Consider the following 24875-nt stretch of genomic DNA (forward strand, 5'->3'; position numbering starts at 1 on the left):
GCTCAAAAGTTTGTGGTCCCCCATCTCGTGAGCCGCGCCGAACCGGCAGCCGTTGCCGCCGTGAAATTCTCGCTCGGCCTCGGCTTGGCGGGCCGTCGATTCGGGCCACGCGATCGCCCAGGCCAGCACGGCCAGCGGCAGGCCGACCGCGACCACGAACCCGAGCACGATCAACGCCCGGCCCGCACTGCCGACCAGCGCGCGAACGACAAGCGGGGTAGCACCGTTTCCACGTCGGCCACGTCCATTACCCGGTTCAACTCCAGCGGGCCGAGGTGTTCCGGGCCGGGCACCACGACGGCGTCCACGTCGGCCGCGCGTACCTGGTCGAACAGCGGCAATACCGATGCCACGTCGGGCCAGATCACCAGACCACGATGCCGCGGCGCTCGGTGCCGATCGGACCAAGTTTTCCGACCTACTTTCCCGCAGCCGTGGCGGATGGATGCAGCGGGACACACAAGGTCCATCGGCACCGCTCGGCCGCTACGGGTACAGGGTCATGGACTCCATAGTGCCTGTACAGCCTTTACTGATGGTGTCGAATGCAGACAGCTGATGCGTTCGCCGTCCGGGTTTCACTACAGCTTGTCTCCCAGTCGCGCCCGCCGATGCGCCGACTTCGCACGGCTGTCGGCCACCGCGGCACCGTATGGTGCAAGTATCTGAAGCGATCGCCATCCGGCGAGCATCATGAGGTCTTGCTCCTGGCCGCCGCTGTCGAGCCAGGTATGTGCGAAGAAGTGGCGGAGCTGATGAGGATGGAGACGTTCGATGCCGGCCGCGTCGCATCGACGCTCGAGCATCTGGCGGATGCCGGAGTCGGTCATCACTCCGCGGTAACCGAGCCACAGAGCTGGATTGTCGTTCTTGGCGCCGAGATGCTTCGCACGCACTCGGAGGTATCTCCGCAACGCCGTTCGGGTCTTGTCGCCGAACGGACACGTGCGCGTTCGGCCGCCCTTGCCGATCACCAGCACGGTGTTCTCGTTGAAGTCGAGCGCGTCCACCTCGAGCGGGGCGAGTTCGCCGCACCGAATCCCGGTATCGGCGAACAACCGGATGATGGCGTTATCACGTCGGTCGGCAGAATCGCGCCATCGCACTCTGCGAGAAGAGCTTTCACCGCGTCCATGCTCGGCACGGGCACCTGCTGATCGGGGACCGTGGGCGGACTCATCTTGTCGAACGGATTCGTGTCGATGATCTCTTCAGCCGTGAGGTACTTGAAGAACTGTTGCAGCGAGCGGTACTGACCGCGTGCGTACTCCGGCGACAACGGCTCACCGGTGCGCCGATTGGGCCGCGTGAGCAGGTCCTCGATGTAACCGCCGATGTGGGCGCGGGTGATGTCCGGCGCCGTGGTCGGCAGCTCACGTTCCGCGAAGTACCGAATTCGGGTGAGGTAACCATCGATGGTCTGCTTGCTCCGGTCCTTACGACGCAGCCCCGTCGCGAAGTCCTCCGCAAGCTCTCGGATGTCGTCCAGATCCAGCCCCGTGTCCGGATTCAGCGGCGAAATACATTGCTGTCGGAGCGCTGTTCTGAACCAACTCGGCTGTCGTGTTCAGCGTTTCCGCTGGTCAAAGGCTATTTGTGGGGCGGGCGGGGCTCGAACCCGCGACCAATGGATTATGAGTCCACGGCTCTAACCGACTGAGCTACCGCCCCGTGCCGCGGGAACCGCAGGCGTTGGGGATGCTACCGGGTCCGACGGGTCGGGGACCAGTCGGAGTGGATGGCCTAGGGTGGGTGGGTCGGAAACTTACTGGAGGGTCAGGTATGGCCGGTCTGTTCACGAAGGTGCTGAAGGCGCATCAGTGGGTGTACGAGAACAGCGGTGGGCTGGTGGGGCATCGGCTGCTGCTGGGGAATCCGACGCTGCTGCTGCGGACGGTGGGGCGCAAGTCCGGCAAGGAGCGGACTTCGGCGCTGACCTACGCGCGCGACGGCGAGAACTATCTGGTCACGGCGTCCAACGGCGGGTCGCCGCGGCCGCCGGGGTGGCTGGCGAACCTGAAGGCACGACCGGAGTGCGAGATCCAGGTCGGGCGGCGGAAACTGACGGTGCGGGCCCGGGCGACGCTGCCGGACGATCCCGAATACGCCCGGCGGTGGGCGCTCGTCGACAAGGTGAACAAGGGTCGCTACAGCGCCTATCAGAAGCTGACCAAGCGGCCCATCGCGGTCGTGGTGCTGACCCCGGCGGAGCAGGGTCAGCCCTCGCGATAGTCCTCGTCCCAGTCGTCGTAGTCCTCGGCCTCGTCATGGTCGTCCCATGGCTCGGCTTCCTTCGGTGGGCGGCTGGCGAACTGCACGACAGCGACCACGAAGCCGAGGACCACGATGACGATAACGACGACGAGCAGAGTTTCCACCCCGGCACCCTAGCGCCGTCGCCGGGACCGCGCACTACGTCAATTGTCCAGTTCGCCGCTTTATTCACACTGTTAACAAAGTGCGCCCTAACGCTGCCCGCGACTCGATGGCGGCATGCGCCCGATCGGCTTCGTGGAGCGGGAAGGTCTGGCCGACGACGACCTCCAAGCGCCCGGCGGCGACCTCCTCCTGAGCGCGCCGGGCCAGCGCCTGCCAATCGACGTCCGCGCCGGTGATGTCGAACAGCCCGTAGACGGTGACACCGCGCGCCGCCGCGGCCTCCCGGTCCAGGGCGGCGAATTCGCCTGCGGCAGCGCCGTATCCGAGGAAACGCCCACCATCCGCGACGACCGTGAGCGCGGCCTCTCCGAGCGCTCCGCCCGCGCCGTCGAGCACCACGTGCGCGCCCGCTCCCCCGGTCGCCGCCCGCGCCTTCTCCGCCCAGTCGGGCGCGGAGTAGTCGACCACCGCGGTCGCGCCGAGCCGCTCGGCCAGTTCCAGCTTCTGGGCGCCGCGCGCGGCCGCGACGACGTTCGCGCCGGCCGCACGGGCCAGCTGGATCAGCAGGACGCCCAGCCCACCGGCCGCGGCGGTGATCAAGACCCACTCCCCCGGCTGGACGGCGGCGCGGTCGAACACGGCCAGCGCGGTCCTGCCGTCGTGGGTGAGCGCGACGGCCTGCGTCGCGGTCAGCCCGTCGGGCAAGGCCACCAGCGTGTCCGCCTTGGCCAGCGCCTTCTCGGCGTATCCGCCGATCGGCAAGCCCCCGCCGATGCCGCTGGCGGCGGTGGGCGTCGACACTCGCTTGCCCACCCAGGCGGGATCGACGTCGGGCCCGACCGACGCCACCACCCCGGCGACCGCGCCGCCGGGCACGTAGGGCAGCTCGATCGCGAAGAAATCGGTTCCCCAGCCCGACCGCAGCCGAGTGTCCAGGAACATCACGTCCGCGGCGGCCACATCGATGACCACCTCCCCCGGTCCGGCCACCGGATCCGGTAGCTCGCGCACCGCGAGCACTTCCGGTCCGCCGAACTCACTGGCTTGCACAGCCCGCATGACACATCCTTCGTCGTTTCTTGCCGTATCGGACGAAGATCAGCATGAAACCTCAAGTCGTGTTGAGGTCAAATCCTGGGTCAGGAACCGCCGCCGCAACTGGAACTGCTGCCCCCGCCACAGCTGGAACTGCTGCCCCCGCCGCAACTGGAACTGCTTCCGCCACCACAGCTGGAACTGCTTCCGCCACCGCAACTGCTGCCGCTTCCGCCGCCGCAGCTACTGCCGTGGTGATGATGGTCGTGATGGTGGTGGTGATGCCCGCCGCCACCGCCGTGCGGCTGGTCGAATCCGCCGAACAAACCGGCGCCGCCGGCCGCCCAGAACGGATCTGTGGAACCCCCCTCGTTGGATCCCCCGCTTCGGTAGCCGCCCCACCCCCCATAGGGTGGCGGCGGCATGAACCGGTTTCGCTGCGAGCGGATGATCACGACCACGACGATGATCGGGACCGCTACGAGGAGCAGCACCATCAAGAGGATGAACAGAAGGATGAGTGCGCTCATGTCAGAACGGTAGCGGCACATCGGCGCGCACGTACAGTGAACTGTGGTGAACTTCAGGTTCCGTCGACCCCCGCCGCGCGAGATCGACCTGACGGCCGTCCGCACCGCCGTCGACGCGTTGGAACTGCCAGAAGCCGTCTACAAGACCTGTCCGTGGCAGCCACGGGAATTGGTGGACACGGGTTTGCGGCAGTGGTTGCTGTGCTGCGGCGCCGCCATGCGTGACGATCGGGTGATCGGCATGCCGTCGCACGCGGTGGACGAGGCATGGCACGGGTTCATCCTCTGCACCAAGCGCTACGCCGATTTCTGCGCCACCGCCTACGGCCGCTTCCTGCACCACTTTCCGGAAGGGGACGGGCCGCCGAACCCGGCGCACGGGACCATGGCCGAGCAACTCGGCCGCACCGTGGTGGCGTGGTCGTTCGTGGCCGTGCCGGGCGAGGAATGCGTGCTGTGGGATCTGGATCGCCGGGTGGGCGTCGAGCACCCGTGGGGCATCGAGCGCGAGCGAGTCGAGGCCGTCGAGGCCGAACTCGCCCGCACCCTCGCCTCCTGATCAGGTCAGTTTCACCCGCGCCGCCAGGAATCGGACGACGCCCGGCGCGAGCCGCCCGAAGTGATACTGCACGTGGGCCTCCGGTGTCACCGGCACGATGCTGCGATTGCCCTCGACGGCCCGCACGATCCGCTCGGCCACCTTCTCCGGGCCGTAGCGCCGCATCCGGTAGAGGTTGTCGTAGCGCTCCTGCTTGCGTTTCTCCTCCTCCGCGCTGACACCGGAGAACCGGGTGCGGCGCACGATATCGGTGTGCACGATGCCGGGGCAGATGGTGTGCACCGAGATCCCGCGACCGGCCACTTCGGCTCGCAGACAATCGGAGAACATGAACACCGCCGACTTGCTGGTGGAATAGGCGCTGAACCCCTGCTGCGGGCTGTAGGCCGCCATGCTGGAGAGATTCACGATGTGCCCGCCGAGGCCGCGTTCGGCCATGGCCGGGCCGAACGCGCGACAGCCGTTCACCACGCCGCCGAGGTTGATCCGCAGCACCCGGTCGAATTCCTCCGCCGAGGTCTCGAAGAATCCACCGGCCTGACCGATCCCGGCGTTGTTGATCAGGATGTCCGGCACGCCGTGGGTTCGCAGCACCGTCGCGGCGTGCGCCCGCATCGAGCCTTCGTCGGCGACATCGAGCGAATAGGCGTGCGCGACACCGCATTCGGCGACGATCAGCTCGGCGGTCTGCTTCGCCGCCGCGACATCGATGTCGGAGACGACGACCTCGGCGCCACGACGGGCCAGCGCGAGCGCGGTCGCACGGCCGATTCCGCTGCCCGCGCCGGTGATGACCACCAGCTGGTCTTCGAACGGCCGCGCGGTGCGGCCCACTTCGGCGCGACGCAGGGTCCGTGGCGCCGCCGCGCCGCCGAGTGTGTCGATCAGTTCGGTGGTCGCGGTGGCCAGCAGTTCCGGATGCGAGAACGGCATCCAGTGCCCGGCGGCCACGTCCCGCCGCCACAACCGCTCGGTCCACTTGTGTTCGTCGTCGAATCCCGCGGGTCGCACGGCGACGTCGCGTCCGGCGACGATCAGCTGCACCGGCACTTCGGTGCGCCGCTCGCGCGGAGCGAGCATGCGTTGCACGATGTTCGCGCGGTAGATCAGCAGTCCGTCGACGATGTCGGCGCGGAAGGTCGGACCGAGGCGCACGTTCGACGGCGCGGTCTCGTTCATGATGGAGACGACGCGCCGCCAGAAGCGTTCGGTCCCGACCAGGCCGAAGGTGGCGCGCGGCAGCCCGGGGGTCATGAAGAAGAAGGTGTAGGCCGACGAGAGCAACTGGGTGAACGGCTGCCACACGTTGCGCGGTGTAGGGCGGGCCAGCCGGTTGCGAAACCACTTGCCGATGTGGTCCAGGTTCGGCCCGGAGACGGAGGTGAACGACGCGATCCGGTCGGCCGCGCGAGGCTCGCACACCGCTTCCCATACCTGCACCGAACCCCAGTCGTGGGCGAGCACGTGCACCGGCCGGTCGGGGCTCACCGCCTCGGCGACGGCGTAGAAGTCCGCGGCCAAGCGATCGAGCCGGAAATCGGCGGTGCGCCGGGTGCGGGTGGAGCGCCCGTGCCCGCGGGTGTCGTAGGCGACGACGTGGAAGCGCTGGGCCAGCTTCGGCACCACCGCGTCCCAGAGGTGGTGGGTGTCGGGCCAGCCGTGCACCAGCACCACGGTTTCCGCGGCCGGGTCGCCGTATTCGTAGACGGCGAGGTCGAATTCGCCGCTGCGCACAGTTCGTTCGACCGCCGGGAGTTCGGCGATTTCGGTAGTGGTCATCATTCTCCTCGACCGGCTCGGAAGCCGGATCACAGATCGAGCACGAGGCGGCCGCCGTCGGCGCGCGAGACGCAGACGAGCATCGCGCCCGCCTCGCGTTCGGCATCGGTGAGGACGCTGTCGCGGTGGTCGGGTTCGCCGGCCAGCACCCGGACCTTGCACGTGCGGCAGAAACCCTGCCTGCACGAGTACGGACGGTCGGGCCGGGAGGCGAGGACGGCGTCGAGCGCGGTGCGATCCGCACCGACCTCGACGACCTCCCCGGTGGAGGCGAATTGGATCTCGAACGGCTTGCCGTTCACGATCGGCGGTGGTGAGAACCGCTCCGAATGCAGTTCCACGTACGGCATGTCGCGTACGGCGTCGGCGATCACGGTGATCATCGGCACCGGACCGCAGCAATAGACCGCCGTGTCGGGCCCGACGCCGGGCAGCAGGGCGCTCGCGTCGGGGAGCCCGTGCTCGTCGTCGGTGCGCACGGCGACGCGGTCGCCGAACGCCGTGAGCTCCGCGAGGAACGGCAGCGTGTCCCGGCCGCGCCCGGTGTACACCATCGACCATTCGATGCCGAGTCGGTGCGCCAGCCTGGCCATCGGCAGAATCGGCGTGATGCCGATGCCGCCCGCGACGAAATGCAGGCGCGCGGCAGGCGATCCGTGACCGGGCACGGCGAACGGGAAGGCGTTGCGCGGGCCGCGCGCCACGATCGGCGACCCCACCGGGAGCGCGTCGTGCACCTCCACGGAACCGCCGCCGCCGTCCGGGATCCGGCGCACCGCCACCCGGTAGGCGCGCACATCGGCCGGGTCGCCACACAGCGAGTACTGCCGCAGGCGGCCGGACGGCAGTTCCAGGTCGAGGTGGGCGCCGGGGCGCCAAGGCGGCAGCGCGCGCCCGTCGGGGGCGGCCAGCCGCAGGCTGACGACGTCCTGGTCGTGCGCCTCGATCCGCCGGTCGGTGACCACGAGCGCCAGCCGCCGGTCGTCCACCCGAGCACGCGGCTCGCGCCGGTTGACCAGCGTGGTCCAGCGCAATCGCGCCGAGGCCACCGCGTCGAGCACCCGCACGGTGCGGTCGACGTCGCGCCTGCCGAACAGATCCGCGGGCAAGCGCTCGGGAACGGGCGACTTCACGAGGCCCGCGCCTGCGCCGCCGGGGATTTCGCCAGATAGGCCACCGCCTGCGCGGTGGAACCCACCGCCTCGGGGTTGTAGCCGGGTTTGAAGGTGCTCAGCGCACTCCGCAACAGGGAGGGAACGCCCGGCAACGCGCCGCGCCACATCGCGCCGGAGACTTTCGCGAGCAGCCGGGGATAGCCGAGGTCGGGCAGGTCCCGGTCCTGGTGGACGAGGAATTTGGTGCCGCGCACCACCAAGGTCAGGAAGATCGGGAACACCAGCAGCATCAGTCCGGCGCGCCGCACATATCCGGCGCCGAAGTAGACGGCCACATCGTGTGCGACGTGCCGGTGCTCGACTTCCTCCGCCCCGTGCCAGCGGAACAGGTCCGCCATGCGGGGATCGGCGCCGAACCGCTCCAGATCGGCGTTGAGCACCCAATCGCCCAGGTAGGCGAAGAAGTGTTCCAGGCAGGCGATGAAAGCCAGCCGCTCGACCAGCACCTGTCGTTCGGCCACGCCCGCGCCGTCCCTCGGCCCGAGCGTGCGGCGGAACAGGTACTCGGCTTGACGCAGGTAGGGCCCGGGATCGATGCCGTGCACGGCGAGCACGTCGTGCAGCACCTTGTCGTGCGTCTCGGCGTGCATCGATTCCTGACCGATGAATCCCAGCATCGCCTCGCGCAGCTTCTCGTCCCGTACATACGGCAGCGCCTCCGCGTACGCCGCGCAGAACATGCGTTCGCCTTCGGGCAGCAGCAGATTCAGCGAATTGATCAGGTGCGAGGCGATGGGCTCGGCGGGCATCCAGCGCAGCGGCGTGTCCGACCAGTCGAAGCGCACGTTGCGGGCGTGCAGCGCCACGGCACCCGGGTCGGTGTCGGGCCGCCGCCCGGCCCTGCGAAGTAGCTTCATCGATACTCCTCGATCGGCACGCGCCCGCAACCGTCGCGCGATTCCTACATATCCGTAGCAAGGATCATACACATATATAGAACTTCGGGTAACACACAAAATGCACGACGGCGCTGTACGGTGACACGACTTCGCGACAGTCGTCACACCGGCCGCATCCGGCCCAAAATTAGAACGTGTTCTAGTAGGCTTTTGCTATGGAACGATTGACCGGATTGGATGCCAGCTTTCTCTATTTGGAAACCGGGACCCAGCATCTGCACGTCTGCGCGCTGCTGATCCTCGACCCGTCGCCGGGTGACTATTCGTTCGAGGGATTCAAAGCCGAACTGGCCCGGCGGATTCCGCTGATCCCGCAGATGCGCCGCCGGGTGTACGAGGTGCCGTTGAATCTCGACCATCCCGTCTGGGTGGAGGACGCCGACTTCGACCTCGACTACCACGTGCGCCGGATCGCCATCGCGGCGCCGGCCGGGCGTCGCGAGCTCGCCGAACTCCTCGGGGACATCGCCAGCCGTCCGATGGATCGCGATCGCCCGCTGTGGGAGATGTCCGTCGTGGAGGGCCTCGACGACGGGAAGGTCGCGGTGATCTGCAAATACCACCACGCCGCCGTGGACGGCATCACCGGCGCCAACCTCATGATGCACCTGTGCGATCCGGAGCCCGGCGTCACCAAAGAGGTGCCCGAGCAGCAGTGGCGCCCCGAGCCGAAACCGAACGACTGGCAGTTGCTGGCCGAAGCGGTGGTGAAGTTCCCGGCCCGGGCCGGCATCGTCGGCATGCTGCCGAAGACCGTCGGCGTGGTCGCCGGCTTCGCGCAGCGCCGTCGCGAGAACAAGACGGGCATGGCCGTCCCGTTCTCCGCTCCCCGCACGCCCTTCAATCTCGCCATCACCCCGCACCGCGCGGTCGCGTTCACCCAGGTCGAACTCGACGCCATCAAAGAGATCCGCTCCGCGTTCGGCGTCAAGGTGAACGACGTGGTGCTGACCGTCGTCGCCGGTGCGCTGCGCGACTATCTGGCGGGGCGCGACGAACTGCCGGACCGTTCGCTCATCGCGTCCGTGCCCGTCTCGGTGCACGAGTCGACGCGGCACACCGCGGGCATCAACAAGGTCTCCGCGCTGTTCGCGCGACTCGGCACCGACATCGCCGACCCGGTGGAGCGCTTGCGCGAGGTGGCCGAGGCCAATCGCGGGGCCAAGGAAGAGCACGAAGTGATCGGCGCGGACTTCCTGCAGGACTGGTCGAAGTACGCTCCGCCGAACGCCTTCCGGCTCGCGGCGCGGATGTACTCGTCGCTCAAGCTGGCGGAGATGCACCCGGTGGTGCACAACCTGGTGGTCTCCAACGTGCCCGGGCCGCCGATGCCGCTGTACTTCCTCGGTATTCGGGTGGACGGGATGTACCCGTTCGGGCCGGTGTTCCACGGCGCGGGCCTTTCGGTGACCGTGCTGTCGAACAACGACAAGCTGAACTTCGGCTTCATCGCCTGCAAGGAACTGGTGCCCGACATCGCGACGCTCGCCGACGCCGTTCCCGGTGTGGTCACCGAATTGTTGTCCGCGGCACGGAAATCGGGCTGAGCGCTGGTTCCCTGTCCGCCACTGTCGCCGGACAGGGCGCCGATTCAGATCCGCGCGGCGACGGCCTCGCAGGCTTCGAGCAACACCGGCACGAAACGGTCGGCCTCGAGCACGCAGCACGCGTGCCCGGCCGCCACACGGTGCATACTCGCCCCCGGGATCATGGTCGCCATCTCCACCTGCCGATAGACCGGAATCGCCCGGTCCCGCGTGGTGACGACCACGGCCGTCGGCATCGTCAGGCTGGGCAGCCACGCGGTCGCGTCGAACTGCCCGACCACGGCCAGAATCTGGGTGAGCGCCCACCCGCTGGTGCTGCGGAACTCGCCGAACGCCCACCGATCCAGCCGCCCCGGCGCCCAGGTGACCACCGGAAGCTCGGGCAGGCGGCCCGCCAGCTTCTCGGCACGGCGATAGGAATACGGCCCCACCGCGGCGGCGAAGGCGCCGAACGTTCGATGGAAAGCTTGCTCGCGCCATTTCTCCCGGAACCGGTAGGGCGTCGCGCACAGCACCAGCCCGCTCACCCGATCCGGATGGCGGCGCCCGGCCAGCAGACTCACGATTCCGCCGAGGGAGAACCCGGCGCAGATGGCGCGGTCGATGCTCAGCGCGTCGAGCACGGCCGCCACGTCGTCGGCGCAGTCCTCCAGAGCGAACCGCTCGGAGCGGATGCCGCGCCCGTGCCAGCGCTGGTCGAACAGGACCACCCGGTATCGCCGCGCCAGCGCCGCCAGCGAGGGGAACCAGGTGAGGTACGCGGTGCAGGCGGTGGCATGCAGGAGCACCAGCGTGGGTGCGTCCTTCGGCCCCGGGATGTCGACGACGTAGGTGCGGCCCCGGCCCGCCAGATCGACCAGACGGCCACCGGGCACCTCGGCGATGTCCGGCACCCGGAAGCGTCCACCCAACCGCGTCACGCTTCGGCCGGAGTTCGTCATGAGGCACCTCCCTGGATCGCACCGCAAGACGTTTTAGAACGTGTTCTATACGATCATGGCACACCTTCGCGCCCGGGCTGCCGGGTTCCTCGGCGACACACGAGGGCTGCCCCGCGTCTGCGCGCCCCACCGTGCGGTGATCCCGTGCGCCGCGCAACCTACGGGGAAACAGCGCAGCCCATGCGACGACACACCCGGACACCCGGACACCGACCGCCTCCGAGCGTCCACCTGGGTTACTGTCGCGAGACGCGCCCCACCGGGCAATTTTCTGTAACGTGTTGCAGACTAGTTCTGGAGACGGAGGTACCCGGATGGGGCGGTTGACCGGCAAGGTGGCGTTGATCAGCGGCGGAGCGCGCGGAATGGGCGCGGCACACGCCAGGGCCTTGGTCGCCGAGGACGCACGCGTGGTGCTGGGCGACGTGCTCGACGACGAGGGCGTCGCGGTCGCCGCCGAGCTCGGCGACAACGCCGCCTACGTGCACCTCGACGTGCGCGAGCCGGAGGACTGGCGCAAAGCCGTCGATGCGGCGGTGCAGCGGTTCGGCTCGCTGAACGTCCTGGTGAACAACGCGGGCATCGTGAACGGCAACCTGCTCGTCGCGTTCGAACTGGCCGAATGGCAGCGGATCATCGATATCAACCTCACCGGCACCTTCCTCGGCATGCAGGCGGCCACGCCCGCGATGATCGAGGCGGGCGGCGGCTCGATCATCAACATCTCCTCCGTCGAGGGCATGCGCGGCAGCCCGGGACTGCACGGCTACACGGCCACCAAGTTCGCCGTGCGCGGACTCACCAAATCCACCGCGCTGGAACTGGCGCAGTACAAGATCCGGGTGAATTCCGTGCATCCCGGCCTGATCCGCACCCCGATGACGGAGAACATCCCCGAGGACTTCCTGCAGATCCCGCTCGGTCGCGCCGCCGACCCGGCCGAGGTTTCCGCCCTGGTGACCTTCCTGGCCGGCGACGAATCGTCGTACACCACCGGAGCCGAGTTCGTCATCGACGGCGGTCTGACCGTGGGCGTGCCGCACAAGAGCTTCGGCTGACTCAGCCGCGGGTGGCCAGCAGAGCCAGCGGCGGCAGCGCCACCAGCGCGACGCCCACCACGATATTGGTCCATTTGTAGGCCACCAGCAGCGCGGCGAATTCGCGCAGGAACGCGCTCGGCAGGTAGTAGAAGGCGGTCTTGGCGCCCGTCACCTCGGCGTCGAGGTGGAGGCGGCGCGCCAGGATCGCCGTGCGCAGCGCGTGGAAATTGCTCGTCACCAGCACCATGCGCGTGGCCGGGCCGCGCTCGCCGAGCAGGCGCTTGGTGAAGAGCAGATTCTCCTCGGTGGATCCCGACCGGTCTTCCAGCACCACACGGTTTTCCGGCACACCGCGGCGGACGAGGTAATCGGCCATCGCCGACGCCTCGGAGACCTCCTCGTCGGATCCCTTACCGCCACTGGCGATCAGCAACGGAGCGCGCCCCTCGGCCGTCTCGTCGTGGTAGACCTCGATCGCCCGATCCAGGCGCGCGGCCAGCAGCGGCGGCACCTCCCCGTCGACCAGTCCGGCTCCGTGCACGACGATCGCGTCCATCCCTGGCCGGTAGGGCAACAGGCCGTAGCAGAGCGAATACAGCAGGAACGCGGTGAACAAGAAGCCGACATAACTGATCGCCATCGTCAGCGATGCCAAAAGGACTACGATCCACAGATTTTCAGTGCAGACAGCCAGGCCGAGCACCACATACGGCACCAGCAGCGCGATGCCGAGCCCCAGCGGCAGCAGATTCGGGACATGCCACCCCTCGCGGCGCACCAGCTGCGCGCCGTTGGCGATCGACAACCCGGCGAGCACCAGCACCAGCAACGGCGACAGCAGTACCACCAGCGGCGTGAGCAGCACCGACAGATCGCCCTCGACGATCCGGCCGACCGCCCACGCGCCGACGAACCCCGTCCCGAGAAGTAGCCACACCCCGTGGCCGAGCCGCCTGCGGTCCCTGCCGAATCGCACCGCGAACACACCGAGCAGGACGACGCCGACGACCAGCAGTAGCACCGGGCCACGGTAACCGACCGGTGAGCGCCGCGCCCGGCCGTCCCCGAGCGGCGCGGCTACCTCGGCTTTTTCCGATCGTCCCCTACAGTGTGCAGGTCCGGGCATCGGTCGCCTGCGACCGGCATCCGGGATGCATTCGACTTCAGCACACCAGCTTTACGCACCAGCACGTCGTGAGGAATGGGAGTCGACGAAGGACATGCTTCGATTGGTCATCGCCACCGCAGCGGCCGCGCTTTGTGTGATCACACCGCAAGCCGCGGCGCAGCCCATCTATCCCGCGCCGGATCCGGATCCGTTCTACGCCACTCCGGCCGATCTGGACCGCGCCGCACCCGGCGACGTCCTCGCCGTACGGCCGATGCCGGCGCTGCCGACGTTCCCCGGCTCGACGGTGACGATGATCAAGTTCCGTTCGACCAACTCCGCGGGTGAGCCGATCGCGGCCACCACCACCGTGCTGACCCCGCCCGATCCCGCCCCTGGTGGGCCACTGCTGTCCTACCAGCACATCATCAACGCCCTCGGCACCCAGTGCGCGGTCTCCCGCGTGCTCTACACCAGCGACCCCAATCTCGCAGTGCGCGAAGCGCCTGCGCTCAACGCCCTGCTGCTGCGCGGCTGGTCGGTCGCGCTGCCCGACCACCTGGGGCCGACCAGCGCCTACGGGGCCGCGAAACTCGGCGGCATGATCACGCTGGACGGACTCCGCGCGGCCCGGCGGGTCGCGGAACTGGGCCTGGCGGACAGCCCGATCGCCATGCTCGGCTACTCCGGCGGAGGGATGGCGAGCGCATGGGCGGCCGCGCTCGCGCCGACCTACGCGCCGGAACTGCCGCTCGTCGGCGTCGCCGCGGGCGGGGTGCCGATGAATCTGGTCAAAATGATCGAGGGCCTGGGCTATGCGCCGCACGCGGCCTTCGGTCTCGCCTTCGCCGCCGCTCTCGGGCTGGAGCGGGAATACCCGGCGCGGCTGCCGGTGAGTGAACAGCTGAACTCGGAAGGGTTGTCGGTCCGCAACCGGATCGCCGACAGTTGCACCAACGAGATCCTGCTGGCCGGCGCGGGCCGGGGAATCGTGGACGTCGCGGCCTCGAACTCGCTGGCCGACGACAAGCGCGCACGGGGCGTGCTCGAGGAAAACAGCCTGGAATACTACGAAGGCGTCCCGGCCGTTCCGGTCTACCAATGGCGCGCCGAGATCGACGCCCTCATTCCGGTGGAGTCGATCGATGCCACGCTCCGGCGGTACTGCGATGCGGGCGCACGAGTGCTCTACGAGAAACTCCTCAGCCCCGACCACTTGTCCACCGCGCTGCTCGGCATACCGTCCGCCATCGATTGGCTGGACGCACGCTTCCGCGGTGTGCCCGCACCGACCAACTGCTGAGGGCGGCCCGGGCGGCGGTAGTTCACCCGCCGCCCGGGAGCGGATCGTTCCGCTGTACCGCCGCATCGGATCTCGCGCCGAGGACTAGACGTCCTTGCCGCTCTCGTACGCGTTCTGGCGCGCCTCGTCGAGATCCGCTTCAGCACGGGCCTTTTCGGCTTCGGCTTCCTTCTGTGCCGCGTCCCGCTGGGATTCGGCCTTGTCCTGCTGTGCGCGACCCTCTTTCTTCAGGTCCTCGTCACCGGTGACGACGCCAGCGGCTTCCTTCGCCTTCCCCTTGATGTCCTCGACGACACCCTCGACAGCTTCCCGGGGTCCACTCTGATGCTCCGGCATCACATACCTCCCAATTCCTAGTCGGCTGACATCCGCCGCATACCCGACTCCGGCGACGTCAATCGCCCTGTGACGCCGACCACCTGCCGTCGGCCTCTGCAGCCGATACCGAGGGCAGCGCCAACTACGGCCCCGATGGCAAATTTCCGGTGCGATGTGGCGTAAATGCCTCTGGGAAGGGCTGGCTCGCATCGATAAATTCGGTTCGAGAAGGGGTCCGACCGCAAGGAGTTCAACCGATCATGAATTATGTCGCGCCGGTGCTGATCGGTGTTCTGTACGCGGTGGTGATGTCGGCGATCCCGGAGCCCCATCGTCGCCGCTTCAATGCCGTCATGGTCGCCGGTGCGGGGGCGGCATATCTCAGCGGCGGTGGAGCAGGCGGCTGGGAATTCGTATTCACGGCCGTCGTCACCTACTGCGCCTATCGTGGCCTGGAGTCCTGGACCTTCATCGGCATCGCCTGGCTCCTGCACACCGCATGGGACCTGTTGCACCACTTCAAAGGCAATCCCATCATCCCGTTCGCGCACGACTCATCCCTGGGATGCGCGATCTGCGACCCGGTCATCGCCGTGTGGTGCCTGTACGGCGGCCCCTCACTCTTCGGCCTCCGCCGCAAAGCCGCCGTCTCCTGAACCGTCGTCCGGGCAAGCCATTCGGCTGCGGTGATTCCCACCCGCCCTGCGGTCAGAGATCATCGATATCGATGAGCGCGTCCTGCAATGCGCGGGCCACCAGCGCGGCTTTCGTCGGTGCCGGGCGGCCGACCGCGGCGTATTTGTCCCTGATTCGTGCCAGGTGGGTGTTGACGGTCCCCAGCGAGATGTACAGACGCCGCCCGACTTCCACCTTCGAGTCCGACGCGATCCATGCCAGGAGCACTTCGACCTCCCGGCTGCTCAGCGCCGGACGCTCCCGCTCCAGCGCGGCGGGCAGCTGGTCGTTATGGTCGAACGCGATACTCATGAACTAATCCTTTGCAATCCTTCGATATTTCGAGTTGTCGGAAGACCAGGTGCCGATAGCGCTCAGCGCGGCGGGGCGGTCCCGGCGGACACTCCTGGCGGACGATTTATCCGCACAGCGCTGCGTGGACGTACAGCGGGAGGGAAAGACGTGAATGGAACCGACCAGTTCGCCCCCCTCGAGTACATCCGTGCCGGATGTCTCGCGATCACAAATCTGTCCTCGACCGAAACACCACGGTTTTGCAAAGAACAGTCTGCACTCGCCCGAGCTGCGCGGGACTTGAACAGCAAACGTTCGGTCATATACCCGACCGCGCGCATCCGACAACCCGGCCGTGGAAGATTCTGGTTGGTTTATTTCCCCCACATAGTCGAGGTTTCGCCACCAACCAGAGCCGCGAGTGCGCAGCGATCGAGCTGACGCTGAACCGCGGATCGATGATTTGGTATCGGTCGGCGTATTCCTCCCCTCGTTGCCGCAAACGCCGGCGTTGTGAGATCTTCGGCCACGAACTACGGCTCCAGCATCGGCTGAGCACTCCGCAGGGAACAGGGGTTGCCTGTTGCCGCTCCAGATGGCAACGGGCAACCCGCCGGGACACGGCGAAGCCCCTGGCCGTCGATGCGGACAGGGGCTTCGCCGTGGTGAGAGTTGTTCAGTGCTTGGTCAATTGGGGCATCGCAGCCTCGGACTCGACCGCTTGTTCCGGAGCCGCCGCCCGGCTCGGCAAGAGCACCGCCATGACGATCACGACCAACGCCAGCGCCGCCGAGACGAGGAAGGCCAGGCGCATCCCGTCGAGATGCGCGGTGACGAGGTCGGTGCCCTCAGCGGCGAGAGAGGTGGCGCGGGCCGACATCACCGTCACCACCAAGGCGGTGCCGAACGCCGCGGCGACCTGCTGCAAGGTGCCCAGCATGGAGCTGCCGTGCGAGTACAGATGCTGCGGCAGCGCGCCCAGACCGAGCGTGAACACCGGGGTGAAGGCCGCCGCCAGCGACACCATCAGCAGGATGTGCAGGCCCAGCAGCTGCCAGTACGGCATGGTCATCGAGATCTGAGTGAACCCGGCCAGCGACGCGGCGATGCCGATCGACCCCGGAATCACCAGCGAGCGTCCACCGAACCGGTCGAACAGGCGACCGACGGTCGGGCCGAGCAGGCCCATCGCCAGCCCACCCGGCATCACCAGCAAGCCGGTGGCCAAGGGGCTCAGGCCACGCAGATTCTGCAGGTACAGCGGCAGCAGGATCATCGACCCGAGCATCGCCATGAACGCCACCGACATCAGGATCAGCGCCTTGGTGTAGGTGCCCGACAGCAGGACCCGCAGATCCAGCAGCGGAGTGCCGGTGCGCTGCAGGCGCAACTGACGCCACACGAACCCGGCGATCAGCGCGGAGCCCCCGGCCACGATCAGCGCCGGACCGGCGAGGTTGCCGCTCTCGAAGCGGCTGAGCCCGAACACCAGTCCGCCGAAACCGAGCGCGGCCAGTGCCACGCTGGCCGTGTCGATCTGTCCCGCTTGCGGTTCACCCACGTTCTCCAGCTGGCGCAGCCCCAGCCAGGCGATCACACCGGCGATCGGCAGCACCAGCACGAAAAGCCAGCGCCAGGAGCCGATTTGCAGCACAGCTCCGGAGATCACCGGCCCCATCGCGGGCGCCACCGAGATCGCCAGGGTGACATTGCCCATCACCCGGCCACGGTCGTGCTCGGCCACCACCGTCATCAGTGTGGTCATCAGCAGCGGCATCATCACCGCGGTGCCGAATGCCTGGACGATCCGGCCGAGCAGCAGCACCGCGAACGACGGCGCGACCGCCGACAGCGCGGTCCCCGCCAGGAAGACGGCCATCGCCGCGGCATACGCCTGCCGGGTCGACACGCGCTGCAGGAACCAGCCGGTGGTCGGGATGACCGCCGCCATCGTCAGCATGAACGCCGTCGACACCCATTGCGCGGCCCGGTCGGTGATCGCGAGATCCTCCATCAACCGCGGAATCGCGTTGATCATGATGGTCTCGTTCAGGATCACCACGAAAGTGGCGAGCACCAGCACCCGGATGACGGTCGGTGTCCGCCCTACCGAGGCGGGAGCGGATGAGTCGACGGACATCGGATACCTCCGGAGCAAAGGGACGTTGACAGGAACATGTGGCCCGTTGCCGAGTCACCGGATCGCGTCCCGGCGCCACAGCTGTAGAGACGGCGTCGATGGCACGAACTCATCGGGCGCGGGTCAGTATTCCGGTCGGCACCGACACAAATCACCTTCTTTTCCGGTCGATCCTCCCGTCCTCGGGCCGGAAACCACTGTTCAACAGGCCCTCGCCCGGGCACCGCGAGGTAATCGTGAGCCTGATCACCATCTGCCGATCCCGAGGGTCAATGGCCGCGGCTGCTGCTACGCCGACGAACTAGGCAGCCGCGGTGTCGCCCGAATCGAGCATCGCCACCGCCTCGCCCCGGCCGCTCGGATCCAGCCGCTGGTAGGTATTCATCGTCCAGTCCTTCCGTCGGCGTCAGCTCGTTCACGATGGGTCTCGTCGCCCGGATTCGCCGGTGCGCTGCTGATCAAGGCACTGACCCAGCGGGTGGCGGGGTCGATGTCGAGCAGTACCGCTTTGAGCAGCAGGGTGAGCGGGATGGCGAGCAGTGCGCCGAGTGCGCCCAGCACCCAGGTCCAGAAGACCAGCGCCAAGAAGGTCACGGTCACGCTGAGGCCGACCGCGTCCCCGACGTACTTGGGCTGGATCAACGACTGGATGACGAAGTTGATCACGCTGTACACCACGATCACCCAGATCACCAGCGTCGGACCGCCTTCGAGCAGCGCCAGCAGCGCGGGCGGAACCAGACCGACGACGAAACCGATGTTGGGGATGAAGTTGGTGATGAACGACAGCACCGCCCACAGCAGTGGCAGCGGGACACCCAGCCACCACAGCGCAAGCCCGTCGAATACCGCGACGATGAATCCGAACACCGTGGACACGATCAGGTAGCGGCGAGTTCCCGAGGCGAAGGTCTCGAACGCGAACGCGATATCGGGGCGCACTTCGGTGACGATCTCGACCCGCCGTCCCATCGATGTGGCGTCGAAGGCCATGAACAGCAGCAGCACGATGACGAAGACGAGGTCGGACAGCACGCCGGCCAGTCCGGTGAGGGCGGATTGCAGCACCGTGGTCAGCCGGCGTAGGTCGACGCCGCTGAGCAGGTCGCGGATCTGGTCGCCGCCCACACCGGCGTCGGCGAGCGATGCGCGCACCCCGCCGAGCAGATCATCGAATTCCTCGGCGTAACCGGGCAATTCCGTGGCCAGTTGCGCGACCGACACCACCAGCACGCCCAGCAGCCCCACCACGATGGCGTAGACCGCCGCCAGCGCCAGCGCCATGCCCACCCAGGCCGGCAGTCCGCGCCGCCGCGCCCAGGCGTGGATCGGTTGCACCGCGACGGTGAGCATGAGAGCGAGGAAGACCGGACCGACTATGCCCGCGAACACCTTGATCCCGGCGATCGACACCACCGCCCCGGCGGCGGCCATCAGCACGATCAATCCGCGCGGGATGGACCACCCGTCGCGCTGCCCGACGGGGGTCGCGTCATCCATCTCCGATGCCACCGGCGACTCCCATCGCACGTTGCTGCTCGTCAGGACCTGCTGGAGGATCGTATGCCCGCGCGGGCCCACCTTCCCTCATTCACAGGGGGTGCGGCGCGACAAAGACTGCCGCTCGGCAGGAATCTCCCCCGTCCGGTGACCACATCTGTCGAACCGACTCGACCCCGAAGGTGTCCCGGCAATGGGAGATAATCCCGGCGCCACAGTCAAGAAGGTAGGGTAATGAATTCTGGCGACTTCATCACTCGATTGAAGCGGTACGGAGACCTGGAGTGGTACCGCCATGCGGGCGGCACCGGCGACGACGGTACTCCCACTCCACCACTTGTTGTCTGGCGCTTTCCCGAACCTCAGCCGGCTCGCCTCGCTGAACTCTTGCACGAGGCCGCCTCCGCCGAGAATCGAGAGATCGACTGGCTGTTCGACACCACCCGACGAAACTGGGTACTCGTACCTTCACGAGTGATGGCAGAGAAAGAACGCCACGGACTGGCCACCGAAGCACAAGCTGTGGACCTACTGGTGCGGACAGACCCAGATTTCTGCCACCGGTCGGTACGTGATCTCGAGAGAATCACCGCGGTATTGGACCGATATTCCGGCAGCTGACGCGTCAAATTCACGCCACCAAAGACCGTAAGCAGCCTAATGGCGTACGTGTCATCCTGAAACAGGCTGACCTCTCGCCTAGTCATTGGCGACTCTGGCGGTAACCCCGCAACCATGCATCCCGGCGCAGCCTGGCCTGCCAGACCTCGCAATTTCCACAACCGCCGGCGCCACACGCCCCCGGTCCGCAAGACCGTCGCATCCCCCATCGCCGACCAATACGGCCCCCAAGCCGCCGCCCAGCAACTCGGCCACGCCAACGACTCCGTCACCAAACGCCACTACATCGATCAACCGACCGAAGCACCCGACTTCACCGCAGCCCTGGGACGCCTCGCGGGATGAAGACGTGTCGTTTCCGTGTCGTTCGACCCCCGAAACGGACAAAACCAGGGTCGAACTGATACGTTCGCCCTGGTCACAGCTCCCCCATCTGGACTCGAACCAGAAACCTGCCGATTAACAGTCGGCTGCTCTGCCAATTGAGCTATAGGGGATTGCCCTCGACTCGCTCGGTTCGCACCGGGCGGGCCGAGGAGAAACTTTAGCGTATCGCTGGGCGGGAGCCCAAATCGTGTCGCTACCTGCTGACTTGTCCGCGCGGGCGGGGGCCGGGCTATCGGGTGTCCGGATCGACAGGCATGTGGGGCGTCGGGCAGGATGGAGCGGCGAACTGGCAACTGGGAGGAGCACATCGAGATGCTGCGGTTGATCATCGGCGTGGCGGCCGGCTATGTACTCGGCAGCAAGGCCGGGCGGGCTCGCTACGAACAGATCAGCGCCGCGACCCGCGCGCTGACCGGGAGCCCGGTGACCCGCAAGCTCGTGCTCGTCGGCAGGCAGAAACTGTCGGACAAACTCAGCACCCGCCCGCGCCTGGAGCCGATGGAGCCGCTCGACGAGCGGACCACCGTCCTGGTGCCGCACGACCAGCTGCGCCGCTGACCTGCTGCTCGACACCGGACGTACCAGCGGAGGTCAGGCCCCGGTGGCGAAGTCCCCGTGGTTGCCCATCGCCTGGGTGAGCAGGCTCTTGCGGTACTGCTCCAAGGCGACGAGGTCGCCGAAGAGGGCGTAGTAGGCCTCCGGCTGTTCGGTCGACGAGACCCGCTGGAGTTTGGACTTGAGCTCGGCGATCTGCCTGCCGACCCAAGCCTCCTGGGTGCGCGCCAGGACCCCGGCGACGAAGCGGGGGATGTCGGTCTCGGATTTCACCGGTAGCGGCTCGTTGGCCAGCTCCGACAGCAGGGCGCGCACGGTCAGGTCGTCGGTGCGGTCGGCGACGGCGTTGACCCACTCGGCGCCACCGAGCCCCGCCGCGGTACCGCCCGCCTCGGCGATCAGGGTGCGCAGCACCGCGTAGGCGGGGTGGGTGAACGCCTCGGCCTCGAGCGCGTCGAAACCCGCACCGGCCATCGCCGGGTACTGCAGTGCGGCGGCCAGCACCTGACGTTGCGGCAGGAGCGTGGGATCGTTCGGATTCGGTCGTGCCGCCGGATGTTCGGCGACCACTTCGCGCGGCGCGGGCGCGCGCACCGCCCCGGCGCCGCCTCCGCCGTTGCGTTTGCGCTTGGCTTCCTCGCCGACGCGGCGCACGACGGTCTGGATGTCGTCCCAGCCGACCCAGCCCGCGAGTTTGGTGGCATAGGCCTTGCGCAGGGCGTTGTCCTTGATCTGCGCGACCACCGGCACCGCGCGGCGCAGCGCCTCCACCTGGCCCTCGGCGGTGTCCAGATTGTGGTCGGCGAGCAGGCCGCGGATCACGAACTCGTACAGCGGCGTTCGCCGGGCGACCAGATCGCGCACGGCCGCGTCGCCGGAACGCTGCCGCAGCTCGCACGGATCCTGCCCGTCCGGCGCGATGGCGATGTAGGTCTGACCGGCCAGTTTCTGATCGCCGGAGAAAGCTTTGAGGGCCGCCGCTTGCCCCGCGGCGTCGCCGTCGAAGGTGTAGATGATCTCGCCGCGCCAGAAGTTGTCGTCCATCATCAGGCGGCGTAACAGGGCGAGATGTTCGTCGCCGAAGGCGGTGCCGCACGAGGCGACCGCGGTCTTGACCCCGGCCAGGTGCATCGCCATGACGTCGGTGTAGCCCTCGACCACGACCGCCTGGTGGCCCTTGGCGATCTCGCGCTTGGCGTGGTCCAGGCCGAACAGCACCTGAGACTTCTTGTACAGCAAAGTCTCCGGCGTGTTGATGTACTTGCCGGGCATGGTGTCGTCGTCGAAGAGTTTGCGGGCGCCGAAGCCGATCACGTCGCCGGACAGGTTCCGGATCGGCCACAGCAGCCGCCGGTGGAAGCGGTCGATCGGGCCGCGCTGACCCTGCCGGGACAGCCCGGCGGCCTCCAGCTCTTTGAAGTCGAAACCCTTGCGAAGCAGGTGTTTGGTGAGCGTGTCCCACCCCGCCGGGGCGTACCCGCAACCGAAAGTGTGCGCGGCGGCGGCGTCGAAGTTGCGATCGGTGAGATATTTGCGGGCGGCTTCGGCCTCCGGCTCGCGCAGTTGCGCGACGTAGAACTCGTGCGCTGCCGCGTTCGCCGCGACCAGCCTGGACCGGGTGCCCCGGTCGCGCTGCACCGAGGTGCCGCCACCTTCGTAGTTGATCTGGTAACCGATCCGGTCGGCCAGCTGCTCGACCGACTCGACGAACCCGACGTGCTCGATCTTCTGCAAGAAGGCGAACACGTCGCCGCCCTCGCCGCACCCGAAGCAATGGAACAGCCCGTGATTGGGGCGCACGTGGAACGACGGCGACTTCTCGTCGTGGAACGGGCACAGACCCTTCATCGAGTCGGCTCCGGCGCGCTTGAGCGCGACGTACTCGCCCACCACGTCTTCGATCCGGACGCGCTCGCGTATCGCCGCGATATCGCGATCAGGAAGTCGTCCGGCCACGGCAGAGAGTCTAGGCGAACGCGGGGCCGACGCGCCCGGGCGGCTCCGCACAGCGAGTTCCGGCCGAACCGGCCGGACGGGTGGCTCGGCCTTCGCGAGCCGTCGCCGAGCCGGCCATCCGCTCGCCCGAGGGATCAGGAGCGATCCAGCTCCGCGCGAATCGCCGCGACGGTACCGGCCAGCCGTGCCTGGTGGGAGCCCTGCCAGTAGACCCGGCCGCACTCGCGGCACTGCCGGAAGGTGTCGTAGTAACGGCGGGTGAGCGGTTCGAGCCGGTCCTCGACCTCGGCTTTGGCGACCTCGGCGACGACGCCGCCGCAGCGCAGGCAGCGGGTGAACGGCGCCAGGCGCGCGCCGAGATCGAGCCGCCGGATCACCTCGACGACCTGGTCGACCGGCTGGTCCGCCCGGATGTAGACGCCGTGGGTGACGTTGCGGCGCTTCAACAGCCCCCGATCGCGGGTGAGCAGGATCCGGTGCTCGGCCGCCGACACCTCGGCGAGCTCGGCGTCCTCGGCGTCCCACCGGCAGTGCACGTCCAGGCCCAGTAGTCGCATCAGCTTGGCGAGGCCGCCGAGATTCACGTCCGCGAGGAACCGGGGCGCACGCAAGGGATGGGGACGCACCCTGGTCACCCGGCCGATATCGAGTGTCTCGAAGACGGGATACGCGGTGATCCGCCCGCCGGGGCGCGGACGGTGGTCGAAGTCGACCGGTTGTCCGTCGACCAGGACCAGGTCGACCTCGGTGTGCGGGACGCCGGCGGCCTCGATGACATCCTTCACGGTCTGGTGCGGGCGATAGGGTCGCCGCAGCGCGGTGTACCGCTCGCCGGGCCGCAGGAAGTCGTTCAGCTCGGCATAGACGCGCAGGTCGACGTTCATTCGACGAACAGCGCCATCGACGCCGTGAACCCGTGCAGCGCGTTGCGTCCGGCGATGGGTCCGATCTCGCCCGCGGCGAAGAAGCCCGCCAGCGGAATGCCGTCGAGCAAGTCCTCGATCGTCGTGGCGTCGTGATCCGCGACCCCGAACATCCGGCGGCCACGTCCGTTGCAGGTGAACAGCAACGCACCCGCCGGACGCCCGGCCAGATCGGTGCGCGCCCGCGCGAGGGCCGCGCGCAGGTCCCGGTCCGCGCCGATCGCGTCGCGCACCTGGAACTGAACCGTGGTGCCGACCTCCACGACCTCGCCCACCTCGATCGCGCCGCTGGACGGGTCGGCGCCGAGCAGGCCGCGGATGAGGAAGTCGCCCTGTCCGGGCTCGGCCAGATGCTCGTCGACGACGAAGCCGATCTGCAACCCGCGCGCCATCTGTTCCTGCTGATCGGGTGGCAGCACGGCGACGATCTCACGCAACCGCTCGATAGGGGGCAGGCCGCCGAGTCCGGTGATCACCGTGCCGTCCGCGCCGGTGACGGTGTAGGGGTAGCCGATCGGCCGGCAGCCTTGGGACACGATCGGCACGCCGTGCAGACCCGGCAGGCGCACGCCGACCGCGCCCGAGGTGACCACGGCGTGGTCGCGGAACAGGCGGCTGCCTTCGGGGCCCCGGCCGCCGCTCACCAATCCGCCCATCACGATGGTGCCGGGCAGATCCGTGTTCACGTACTCCAGCAGGAGGTCGGCCGGGAAGGAGTAGGGGTCGGGCAGCAGCAGGTGGAAGTCGCGTGCGGCCTTGTCGAAGCGATAACCGGCGAGCAATCCGCCACTGGCCGTGCGGAGGAAGTCCAACTGGAAGGTCTCGGCGGCGGGCAGTCCGGTGGCCAGCCACACCGCGACCGCGGGCTCGTCCTCGATCTCGCGGCGACCGGCCACGACCGCCTGGGCCACGCAGCCGACCAGGGCGGGCACCCGGACCGTCCGGTGGACACCGGACAGCACTTCCACGGCGTCGTCGGTGTGCGCGCGGGACGCGAGCAGCACAGCGAGGGACGGCGCCTCGCCCGCGAGCTGGTCGCGGGCGAACGCTGCGGCCTCCATGCCCGCTCGCCGCGCTTCGGGCGCGGTGGAGAGCCCTACTCCGATCCGCACCCCTCCATGGTAGCCAACCGGAAGCTGGAGCGAATACCGTTGCGGCGCTGTATTTTTCATCGCCTCTATGCAGAAGGGTCCCGTTCGCGGGCGAGGTGC

The 24875-nt window shown here is 68.0% G+C and carries 25 protein-coding genes and 2 tRNA genes; 8 read left to right on the forward strand and 19 right to left on the reverse strand.

Annotated elements, in window-relative coordinates; translation table 11 throughout:
- Window positions 1-170: 170 nt before the first annotated feature.
- The 3 genes from QMG86_RS23275 to QMG86_RS23285 all read right to left on the reverse strand — a co-directional run bounded on the left by QMG86_RS23275 (window position 171) and on the right by QMG86_RS23285 (window position 1671).
- The gene (locus QMG86_RS23275; protein ID WP_281874801.1) at window positions 171-368 is read right to left on the reverse strand and encodes a hypothetical protein; all 198 of its coding nucleotides are present in this window, start codon (window positions 366-368) and stop codon (window positions 171-173) included.
- A 213-nt stretch (window positions 369-581) separates the two neighbouring features.
- Window positions 582-1106: a tyrosine-type recombinase/integrase gene (locus tag QMG86_RS23280; protein ID WP_281874802.1), complete on the reverse strand. Its 525-nt coding sequence runs from the start codon at window positions 1104-1106 to the stop codon at window positions 582-584.
- A 491-nt stretch (window positions 1107-1597) separates the two neighbouring features.
- A tRNA-Ile gene (locus QMG86_RS23285) sits at window positions 1598-1671 on the reverse strand.
- 111 nt (window positions 1672-1782) lie between these two features.
- Here QMG86_RS23285 and QMG86_RS23290 point away from each other — a divergent pair.
- Window positions 1783-2232 (forward strand): nitroreductase/quinone reductase family protein, encoded by a 450-nt coding sequence (locus tag QMG86_RS23290; RefSeq protein ID WP_281874803.1) that lies wholly within the window; start codon window positions 1783-1785, stop codon window positions 2230-2232.
- Here the strand turns inward: QMG86_RS23290 and QMG86_RS23295 are convergent.
- From QMG86_RS23295 to QMG86_RS23305, 3 genes are all read right to left on the reverse strand, one after another.
- Window positions 2217-2378, reverse strand: a complete 162-nt coding sequence (locus QMG86_RS23295) for a hypothetical protein (protein WP_281874804.1) — start codon at window positions 2376-2378, stop codon at window positions 2217-2219. The two genes, QMG86_RS23290 and QMG86_RS23295, sit on opposite strands and share 16 nt — an antisense overlap.
- Window positions 2379-2442: 64 nt before the next feature.
- Window positions 2443-3438 (reverse strand): zinc-binding dehydrogenase, encoded by a 996-nt coding sequence (locus QMG86_RS23300; RefSeq protein ID WP_281874805.1) that lies wholly within the window; start codon window positions 3436-3438, stop codon window positions 2443-2445.
- Window positions 3439-3518: 80 nt separating this feature from the next.
- Entirely contained in the window at window positions 3519-3944 is a 426-nt protein-coding gene (locus QMG86_RS23305; protein WP_281874806.1) for a hypothetical protein, read from the reverse strand.
- 46 nt (window positions 3945-3990) lie between these two features.
- On the opposite strand from QMG86_RS23305, the gene QMG86_RS23310 reads away from it, so the two are divergent.
- Entirely contained in the window at window positions 3991-4503 is a 513-nt protein-coding gene (locus tag QMG86_RS23310; RefSeq protein ID WP_281874807.1) for a UCP032817 domain-containing protein, read from the forward strand.
- Here the strand turns inward: QMG86_RS23310 and QMG86_RS23315 are convergent, their stop codons facing one another.
- Genes QMG86_RS23315 through QMG86_RS23325 form a run of 3 tightly spaced genes read right to left on the reverse strand, consistent with a single transcriptional unit; the run spans window position 4504 to window position 8314 of the window.
- Entirely contained in the window at window positions 4504-6285 is a 1782-nt protein-coding gene (locus QMG86_RS23315) for an SDR family oxidoreductase (protein WP_434086121.1), read from the reverse strand. It abuts the gene before it with no gap.
- Between the two features lie 26 nt (window positions 6286-6311).
- Complete coding sequence (locus QMG86_RS23320) at window positions 6312-7391, reverse strand: PDR/VanB family oxidoreductase (protein WP_434086213.1); 1080 nt, start codon at window positions 7389-7391, stop codon at window positions 6312-6314.
- Between the two features lie 20 nt (window positions 7392-7411).
- Window positions 7412-8314, reverse strand: coding sequence for a metal-dependent hydrolase (locus QMG86_RS23325; protein WP_281874809.1), 903 nt, complete (start codon window positions 8312-8314; stop codon window positions 7412-7414).
- A 197-nt stretch (window positions 8315-8511) separates the two neighbouring features.
- Between QMG86_RS23325 and QMG86_RS23330 the strand changes: the two genes are divergently transcribed.
- Window positions 8512-9903: a WS/DGAT/MGAT family O-acyltransferase gene (locus tag QMG86_RS23330; RefSeq protein WP_281874811.1), complete on the forward strand. Its 1392-nt coding sequence runs from the start codon at window positions 8512-8514 to the stop codon at window positions 9901-9903.
- 44 nt (window positions 9904-9947) lie between these two features.
- Here QMG86_RS23330 and QMG86_RS23335 read toward each other — a convergent pair whose 3' ends face one another.
- Window positions 9948-10844 (reverse strand): alpha/beta fold hydrolase, encoded by an 897-nt coding sequence (locus QMG86_RS23335; protein WP_281874812.1) that lies wholly within the window; start codon window positions 10842-10844, stop codon window positions 9948-9950.
- Between the two features lie 314 nt (window positions 10845-11158).
- Between QMG86_RS23335 and QMG86_RS23340 the strand changes: the two genes are divergently transcribed.
- Window positions 11159-11902, forward strand: coding sequence for a glucose 1-dehydrogenase (locus tag QMG86_RS23340; RefSeq protein ID WP_281874813.1), 744 nt, complete (start codon window positions 11159-11161; stop codon window positions 11900-11902).
- Between the two features lies 1 nt (window position 11903).
- Here the strand turns inward: QMG86_RS23340 and QMG86_RS23345 are convergent, their stop codons facing one another.
- Window positions 11904-12905, reverse strand: a complete 1002-nt coding sequence (locus QMG86_RS23345) for a YdcF family protein (protein ID WP_281874814.1) — start codon at window positions 12903-12905, stop codon at window positions 11904-11906.
- A 199-nt stretch (window positions 12906-13104) separates the two neighbouring features.
- On the opposite strand from QMG86_RS23345, the gene QMG86_RS23350 reads away from it, so the two are divergent.
- Entirely contained in the window at window positions 13105-14295 is a 1191-nt protein-coding gene (locus QMG86_RS23350) for a lipase family protein (protein WP_281874815.1), read from the forward strand.
- An 84-nt stretch (window positions 14296-14379) separates the two neighbouring features.
- Here the strand turns inward: QMG86_RS23350 and mbp1 are convergent, their stop codons facing one another.
- Window positions 14380-14631 carry a microaggregate-binding protein 1 gene (gene mbp1, locus QMG86_RS23355; RefSeq protein ID WP_195086934.1) on the reverse strand — a complete coding sequence of 84 codons (252 nt, stop codon included), beginning with the start codon at window positions 14629-14631 and terminating at the stop codon, window positions 14380-14382.
- A gap of 242 nt (window positions 14632-14873) precedes the next feature.
- On the opposite strand from mbp1, the gene QMG86_RS23360 reads away from it, so the two are divergent.
- A complete protein-coding gene (locus QMG86_RS23360) occupies window positions 14874-15269 on the forward strand; it encodes a DUF6010 family protein (RefSeq protein WP_281874816.1) in 396 nt (131 codons plus the stop codon).
- Between the two features lie 52 nt (window positions 15270-15321).
- Here QMG86_RS23360 and QMG86_RS23365 read toward each other — a convergent pair whose 3' ends face one another.
- From QMG86_RS23365 to QMG86_RS23375, 3 genes are all read right to left on the reverse strand, one after another.
- Entirely contained in the window at window positions 15322-15600 is a 279-nt protein-coding gene (locus tag QMG86_RS23365; protein ID WP_281874817.1) for a helix-turn-helix transcriptional regulator, read from the reverse strand.
- Window positions 15601-16258: 658 nt separating this feature from the next.
- The gene (locus QMG86_RS23370; protein WP_281874818.1) at window positions 16259-17722 is read right to left on the reverse strand and encodes an MDR family MFS transporter; all 1464 of its coding nucleotides are present in this window, start codon (window positions 17720-17722) and stop codon (window positions 16259-16261) included.
- Between the two features lie 381 nt (window positions 17723-18103).
- Window positions 18104-19222, reverse strand: coding sequence for an AI-2E family transporter (locus QMG86_RS23375; protein WP_281881095.1), 1119 nt, complete (start codon window positions 19220-19222; stop codon window positions 18104-18106).
- Between the two features lie 234 nt (window positions 19223-19456).
- On the opposite strand from QMG86_RS23375, the gene QMG86_RS23380 reads away from it, so the two are divergent.
- Window positions 19457-19843 (forward strand): hypothetical protein, encoded by a 387-nt coding sequence (locus QMG86_RS23380; protein WP_281874819.1) that lies wholly within the window; start codon window positions 19457-19459, stop codon window positions 19841-19843.
- Window positions 19844-20267: 424 nt separating this feature from the next.
- On the opposite strand, the gene QMG86_RS23385 is transcribed toward QMG86_RS23380, so the two are convergent.
- Window positions 20268-20340 (reverse strand) — tRNA-Asn (locus QMG86_RS23385).
- Between the two features lie 202 nt (window positions 20341-20542).
- Here QMG86_RS23385 and QMG86_RS23390 point away from each other — a divergent pair.
- Window positions 20543-20788: a hypothetical protein gene (locus QMG86_RS23390; protein ID WP_159845410.1), complete on the forward strand. Its 246-nt coding sequence runs from the start codon at window positions 20543-20545 to the stop codon at window positions 20786-20788.
- Window positions 20789-20821: 33 nt separating this feature from the next.
- Here the strand turns inward: QMG86_RS23390 and dnaG are convergent, their stop codons facing one another.
- The 3 genes from dnaG to QMG86_RS23405 form a co-directional block, all read right to left on the reverse strand.
- On the reverse strand, window positions 20822-22741 hold the full coding sequence (dnaG, locus tag QMG86_RS23395) for a DNA primase (protein WP_281874820.1): 1920 nt from the start codon (window positions 22739-22741) through the stop codon (window positions 20822-20824).
- A gap of 134 nt (window positions 22742-22875) precedes the next feature.
- Window positions 22876-23625, reverse strand: a complete 750-nt coding sequence (locus tag QMG86_RS23400; RefSeq protein ID WP_281874821.1) for a Mut7-C RNAse domain-containing protein — start codon at window positions 23623-23625, stop codon at window positions 22876-22878.
- Complete coding sequence (locus tag QMG86_RS23405) at window positions 23622-24776, reverse strand: FIST signal transduction protein (RefSeq protein ID WP_281874822.1); 1155 nt, start codon at window positions 24774-24776, stop codon at window positions 23622-23624. The genes QMG86_RS23400 and QMG86_RS23405 overlap by 4 nt, the downstream gene beginning before the upstream one ends.
- Between the last annotated feature and the right edge of the window lie 99 nt (window positions 24777-24875).

The sequence above is a fragment of the Nocardia sputorum genome (genome assembly GCF_027924405.1).
Lineage (GTDB): Bacteria > Actinomycetota > Actinomycetes > Mycobacteriales > Mycobacteriaceae > Nocardia > Nocardia sputorum.